Here is a 6,885-nt window from a genome sequence, read left to right on the forward strand (position 1 = left end):
GTGGACCTCGACCGGACGAAGCAGGCCGGCAAGGACGGCTTCGACGAGGGGGTGCAGGGGGCGAAGCAGGGTCTGAACCTCGCCTCCGCCGGAGGCGGCGGCGGCAGTAGTGGTGGTGGCAAGGGCTTCCACATCGAGCACGACGAGCACGACCAGGCCGGCACCCGGCTGAACGGTGTGAGCGCCGGCATCCACGGCAGGACCGCGGGCAAGCTGACCAAGGCCAAGGGGCATCAGGGCCGCAACAAGGGCCGGGACGACATCGCCGACGCCCTCGACCCGGTCATCGAGAAGGCCATGGGCGCCCTCGTGAAGTCCGCGAAGACGATGGGCGACCACATCGGTGACACCCTGCCCAAGGCCGTCAAGCAGATCTCCAAGGACCACAAGAACAACGACGACGACACGGCCGCCCGCATCGCCCGCCAGCGCAAGGGCGACCACGACAACGGCAGCGGCGGGGGCGGTGGGGGCGGCGGCAGCGCCGGCCGGGACCGCGACAAGGGCGGGCACCGGTCGCCCGACTCGACCCGGGACGCTCTCGGCGATCCGCGCGGCAAGGGCGTCAGCCTGAACAAGCGTCGCTGCAAGACCGACCCCGTGGACATCGCCAGCGGCGAAATGGTGCTGCCGCAGACCGACCTGACGCTTCCCGGCACCCTGCCCCTCGTCCTGAGGCGGACCCACGTGTCGGGGTACCACTACGGAGTCTGCTTCGGGGCCGGCTGGGCGTCCACGCTCGACGAGCGGCTGGAGATCTCCGTCGACGCCGCGGGGACGACGGCATGGGTACGCGAGGACGGCTCCCTCCTGCTCTACCCGAGGCTCCCCGACGGTGACCGGACGCTCCTGCCGGTCGCGGCGAACCGCACGGCCGCACTGAGCCTGCGTTCCCGGGACGGCCTCGGGGAGGTCACCTACGCGGTGTACGAGCCGCACACCGGGCAGACACGTCTGTTCACCGGGAACCCGTACCACGGCGACCGCTTCTACTGGCTGAGCCGTATCGAAGACCGCAACGGCAACACCATCGGCATCCAGCGGGACGCCGTCGGCACCCCCGTCGGCGTCGTCCACAGCGGCGGCTACCAGGTCGCTGTCACTGCGGACGACCGAGGGCGCGTGACCGGACTCGGCCTGCGAAGCGCCGAGGGCCTGCGGGTCCTCAGCGAGTTCTCCTACGACTCCGAGGACCGGCTCGCCGCCGTCTCCGACGCCCGGGGCAGCGACGGCGAGGTCGCCGCCCTGCGTTTCACCTACGACGACGCGGGCCGGGTCACGTCGTGGACCGACCGCCTGGGTTCGGCGTACCGCTACGTCTACGATCCGCACGGCCGGGTCGTGGAGACCGTGGGCCCCGACGGCTTCCTCTCCTCCCGCTTCTCCTACGACACCACCGAGCGGGTCACCCGCTTCACGGATGCCACCGGAGCGGTCACCACGTCCCGGTTCAACGAACTCGGCCAGGTCGTCGCGGAGACCGACCCGCTCGGACACACCGTGTACCGGCAGTGGGACGCCTACGACAACCTGCTCGCGCGGACCGACCCACTCGGCCGCTCCGCGACGTTCACCTGGGACGAGCGCGACAACCTCACGTCCGTCACCCGCCCCGACGGGACCCGGACGGAGACCTCGTACAACGAACTGAACCTGCCCGTCACCGTCACCGGCCCCGACGGCAGCGTCTGGCGGCAGGAGTACGACGCGCGGGGCAACCGCACCGCGGTCATCGCCCCCGACGGCTCCACCACCCGCTCCGCCTACGGGGAACGGGGCGCGCTCACCTCACGCACGGACCCTTCGGGTGCCACGCACCGCATGACCCACGACTCGGCCGGCCTCACCCTCAGCCACTCCGATCCCCTGGGCCACACGTACCGCCTCACGCGTGACGCCTTCGGCCGACCCGTGAGGGGCACCGACCCGCTGGGCGCGGAGCACACCACGGAGTGGAGCACCGAAGGCTGGGCCACCCGCGCCACGCGCCCGGACGGCGGCACGGAGACGTGGACGTGGGACGCCGAGGGCAACCGCACCTCGCACACGGACCCCACGGGTGCGATCACACGGTTCGAGTACACCCACTTCGGGAAACTCGCCGCCCGGACCGGAGCGGACGGCGCGAGGTACGAGTTCCGCTACGACAAGGAACTCAGGCTCACCGAAGTGACCGGCCCGCAGGGGCTGACCTGGACCTACACCTACGACGTGGCCGGACGGCTGGTCGCCGAGACCGACTTCGACGGCCGCACCGTGACGTACGAACTCGACGCGGCCGGACGCACGACTGCGCGGACGACTCCGCTCGGGGAGCGGGTGACGACCGCCTACGACCTCATGGACCGGGTCGTGGAGAAGAACAGCGGCGGTGAGACCGTCCGCTACGGCTACGACCCGGTCGGCCGGCCGGTCACGCTCACGTCCCCGACGTCCACCGTCGTCCTCGAACGGGACGTGACGGGGCTGCTGCTGGCCGAGACGGTGAACGGCCGTACCACGCGGTACGAGTACGACCCCGCCGGAGCGCTGACATCCAGGACCACGCCGAGCGGAGCGCGGTCCCACTACACGCACGACGCGGCGGGACGCCGAGCCGGGCTCACCTCGGACGGGCACGGCATGGCCGTCACCCGTGACGAGCGGGGCCGCGAGGTGGCCCGTGTCCTGGGCGGAGGCCCCGCGCCCGTCACGCTCGCGTCGGCCTGGGACCGCATGGGCCGGCTCTCCTCCCGCACGGTGACCGCGGGGGAGCGGGTCGTACGGTCCCGCGGCTACGGCTACCGCGCGGACGGTCACCTCGAACGGATCACCGACCGGCTCGCCGACACCGACCTCACCTTCCACCTCGATCCGGTGGGACGCCCCCTGCGGGTCACGGCCGAGGACTGGGACGAGACGTACGCGTACGACGCCGCCGGCAACCAGGCCCACGCCGACTGGCCGGACCGCGTCCTCCGGGACGATGCCCGGGGCGAACGCGCCTACGAGGGAAACCGCCTGCTCCGGGCCGGCCGGATCCGTTACGAGTACGACGCGGCGGGCCGCATGGTGCTGCGGCAGAAGACCCGTCTCTCGCGCAAGCCGGACACCTGGCAGTACACCTGGGACGCGGAGAACCGGCTCACCTCGTGCCGGACGCCCGACGGCGTCACGTGGCGCTACGCGTACGATCCGCTCGGCCGCCGGACGGCCAAACACCGTATGGCGCCCGACGGGAGGAGCGTCGAGCAGTCGGTGTACTTCACCTGGGACGGCACCCGGCTCGCGGAGCAGACGGACACCGCCACCGCCACCACGGTCACCTGGGAGTACGACGCCCATGACCACCGCCCGCTGAGCCAGCTCGAACGCCGCCCGCGGAGCACCGGACAGGACGCCTACGACACACGGTTCTTCGCCATCGTCACCGACCTGGTCGGCGCCCCCACCGAACTGGTCGACGGGGACGGCGACGTGGCGTGGCAGTCCCGGAGGACGACATGGGGCAGCACCCGGTGGAACCGCACGGCGACGGCCTACACGCCCTTGCGCCTTCCCGGTCAGTACGAGGACTCCGAGACGGGCCTGCACTACAACCACCTGCGCCACTACGACCCGGAGACGGCCCGGTACGCGAGCCCCGACCCCCTGGGCCTGGCACCCGCGGCGAACCCGGTCGCCTACGTCACCAACCCCTGGACCCTCACCGACCCCCTGGGCCTCATAGCCAAGGGATGTACCGAGGACGGCGGCTGGTACGGAGGCATGACCCCGGCCAACCTCAAGGACGAGAACGACAAGCCGAAGTACCCGGTCAAGATGGAGATCAACCACATCCCGGCCAAGGCCTCCTACGCCCACCTCGACGAGGAGGGCTTCATCAACGACGCCGGCATGGGCCCGGCGATCCGCATGGAGAAGGCCGACCACCGGGACATGTCCTCGACCGGCTCCTGGGCGCACTCCGTCCAGTGGCGTGCCGACCAGCGGGCCCACATCGACGCGGGACGCTGGGACCTGGCCATGAAGATGGACATCGACGAGGTCCGGGCCAAGTACGGCGACAAGTACGACAAGCACATTGCCGACATGGTCGAGAGCCTCAAGGACAACAGGAAGTTCCAGGCGATGCTGGAGCGCCGGGGCTGGACGATCGACTACGACATACTGAAATGATCGCAACCCATCAGAAAGGTCCCCTCATGGAGTTCGTCCTCGACCCGCCCCGCGGCGTGGCTCCCGTCCGGCTGGGAATGACGCTCGACGAAACGATCGCCGCGGTCTCGGCATGGGGCGCTCCCCGGGTGTACCCGGCCGACGCGGTACGCGACTTCGATCTCGTCTCCGCCGAGTACGACGGCATCGGCTTCCAGGCCGCCCTGGAACGCGACCACCGGGTCACCGCCGTCACCGTCTGGGGCCCCGACGAGGACGAGGACCCCGACGTCCAGGTCCTTCTGGACGGCCTGGACGTCTTCCGCACTCCCGCCGACGAGATCCTCGCCCACGCGGCCCGCAAGGGCTGGACCGTCAACAACGACGACCCGCGAGCCCCCTACATCCCCGGCGTCACCCTGGCCTTCACCCGGGACACCTCCCAGGAGGTGCCGAGGGACGAGAACGGCCTGCCGGTCCACTTCACCTCCGTGCTCGTGGCCGACGAGAAGTACCGGACGGACTGACCGGTCGGTCGTCGGCGGTCGAGTCGAGACCACCACCGCACTCACCGTGGGCGGGCCGTCCGGCGCCGCGGCGCACCGACCGTCAGGAGGGCGTTACCAAGCCGGGCGATCCCGTCAAGCACGCGTCAGTGAGGTGACCGCACCCCGGCCCGGCGGGCATAGCTTCGTCTCGGAGGACGCACGGCCGACCGGCCGCGCGACACCGCACCTCCTTCTCCTTCCGCGAGAGGCACTGCCATGTCCGATGTCGAGTACTCCGAGGACCCCGAGCCTTCCGAACGCGTCCCGGCCGGACCTCTTCTCGTCCCCGTCCGGTCGGGACCCGCGGGCTGTAGCGCCCGCCTCTTCCGTACGCCCCTGGGTGACCGCACGGCCGTCGGTTTCACCTCCGAGGCCGGACTCGCCGCGACCCTCGGCCCCGACCACGCCTGCGTCAGGCTCTCCGAGCCCGCACTGCGCGCCCTCGTGGCACCCCTGGGTGTCACCGCCCTCACCGTCGACCCTCAGTTCACCGCCCCCGCGGCCTCCACGGCCAGTGACGACGACGGCTCCCGGCGGACCTGGGACCCCCAGCACGTGGGCGTCCTGCGGGTGGCGGGTGCCGCCGCCGTCATCGCGTGCATCAACCTCTTGATCGGCTGAGGAGACGTCGTGTCCGTGTCCCTTACGGCACCCCAGGTGCCGCCCCCCGCATCCCACGAAGCGGGCGGACCGTCGATCTGGCCGCGTTCCGCCCGCCCCGAGCACAGCGGGGACGTCACGGTCGCCGGTGTGTCGCTCGCCGAGACCGCGGGTCGGTTCGGCACCCCCGTCTACGTACTGGACGAGGAGGAGGTCAGGGAGCGCTGCCGCACGTATCGCACGGCGTTCCCCGAAGCCGACGTCGTCTACGCCGCGAAGGCCTTCCTCTGCCGCGCCATGGTCCATTGGGTGCAGGAGGAGGGCCTGGGCCTGGACGTGTGCTCGGCGGGCGAGCTCATGCTCGCCGTCACCACCGGCTTCCCGCCCGAGAAGATCGTCCTGCACGGCAACGCCAAGAGCCCCGAGGACCTCGGCACCGCCGTGCGCCTGGGCGTCGGGCGGATCGTCGTCGACAGCGCCTCGGAGATCGCGCGCCTCGCGGCGATCGTGCCGCTCGGCTCTCGCCAGCAGGTCATGCTGCGCGTCGTGCCCGGCATCGCGGCGGGCGGGCACGCCAAGGTGCGGACCGGCACCGAGGACCAGAAGTTCGGCCTGTCCCTCACGGACGGCTCCGCGCAGCACGCGGTCGCCAGGGTGCTCGGCCAGCCCCGCCTGGAACTCGTCGGACTGCACTGCCACATCGGCTCGCAGATCACCACCGTCAAGCCGTACGTCGCCGCCGTACGCCGCATGGTCGGCCTGATGGCGCGGATCAGGGAGCAGCACCGCGTCGAGCTGCCGCAGCTGAACATCGGCGGTGGCCACGGCATCGCCTACAGGCCCGGCGAGGAGAGCCTCGACGTGCCGCAGCTCGCGGCGCGCGTGCGGGCCGAACTGCGGGACGGCTGCGCCAAGGTGAAGCTGCCCGTACCCCGGCTGACGATCGAGCCGGGCCGTGCGGTCGTCGGACCCGCGGGCGTCTGCGTCTACCGGGTCCTCGCCGTCAAGCGCACCGGATCGCACACCTTCGTCGCCGTCGACGGAGGCATGAGCGACAACCCCCGGCCCGCGCTCTACGGCGTCCGCTACGCACCCCGTCTGATCGGCCGGCACTCCACGGCGGAGCCACGCCTCGTCACGGTCGTCGGCCGTCACTGCGAGGCCGGCGACGTCCTGGCGGACGGGGTTCCGCTGCCCGAGGACGTCCACCCGGGAGACCTGCTGGCCGTCCCGGTGGCCGGCGCGTATCACCTGTCCATGGCCTCCGGCTACAACCTGGTCGGCCGGCCGCCCGTCGTCGCCGTGAAGGACGGCACCGCGCGCACGCTCGTACGCCGGGAGTCGCTCGACGACATGAACCGCCGCGACGTCGGCCTCTAGCGCCCACTACGCGGGCGAGGGCGGCGTACGCCGACGTGTTGTCGGGTGACGCCGCCCTCGGGCGGGACGGGGCTACGGGCGCCGGCCCGTGTGCTCATCGTCCGGGTCACTTGGGGTCGCGGTTGAACACCGCCTTGGACCAGAAGTAGCCGAGGGTGGCGAGGGCGAGGCACCAGCCGAGGGCGAGCCAGCCGTTGTGGCCGATCTCGGTGCCCAGCAG

Annotated in this window: 4 protein-coding genes and 1 pseudogene; 4 read left to right on the forward strand and 1 reads right to left on the reverse strand. The window is 71.6% G+C overall.

What is annotated here, in order from left to right; all coding sequences use genetic code 11:
• The 4 genes from IE237_RS41470 to lysA form a co-directional block, all read left to right on the forward strand.
• On the forward strand, positions 1–4,158 hold a 4,158-nt coding region (locus IE237_RS41470), incomplete at its 5' end, for a DUF6531 domain-containing protein (RefSeq protein ID WP_189807189.1).
• Between the two features lie 26 nt (positions 4,159–4,184).
• Positions 4,185–4,664, forward strand: coding sequence for a hypothetical protein (locus tag IE237_RS40260; RefSeq protein WP_189807190.1), 480 nt, complete (start codon positions 4,185–4,187; stop codon positions 4,662–4,664).
• 237 nt (positions 4,665–4,901) lie between these two features.
• Entirely contained in the window at positions 4,902–5,306 is a 405-nt protein-coding gene (locus tag IE237_RS40265) for an SAV_915 family protein (RefSeq protein WP_189807191.1), read from the forward strand.
• A gap of 15 nt (positions 5,307–5,321) precedes the next feature.
• Entirely contained in the window at positions 5,322–6,665 is a 1,344-nt protein-coding gene (lysA, locus tag IE237_RS40270; protein WP_229844288.1) for a diaminopimelate decarboxylase, read from the forward strand.
• A gap of 106 nt (positions 6,666–6,771) precedes the next feature.
• Here the strand turns inward: lysA and IE237_RS40275 are convergent.
• A pseudogene (locus tag IE237_RS40275) lies at positions 6,772–6,885 on the reverse strand (ABC transporter permease); the annotation flags it as partial.

It is taken from the genome of Streptomyces tanashiensis, from assembly GCF_014648895.1.
GTDB classification, from domain to species: Bacteria; Actinomycetota; Actinomycetes; order Streptomycetales; family Streptomycetaceae; genus Streptomyces; species Streptomyces tanashiensis.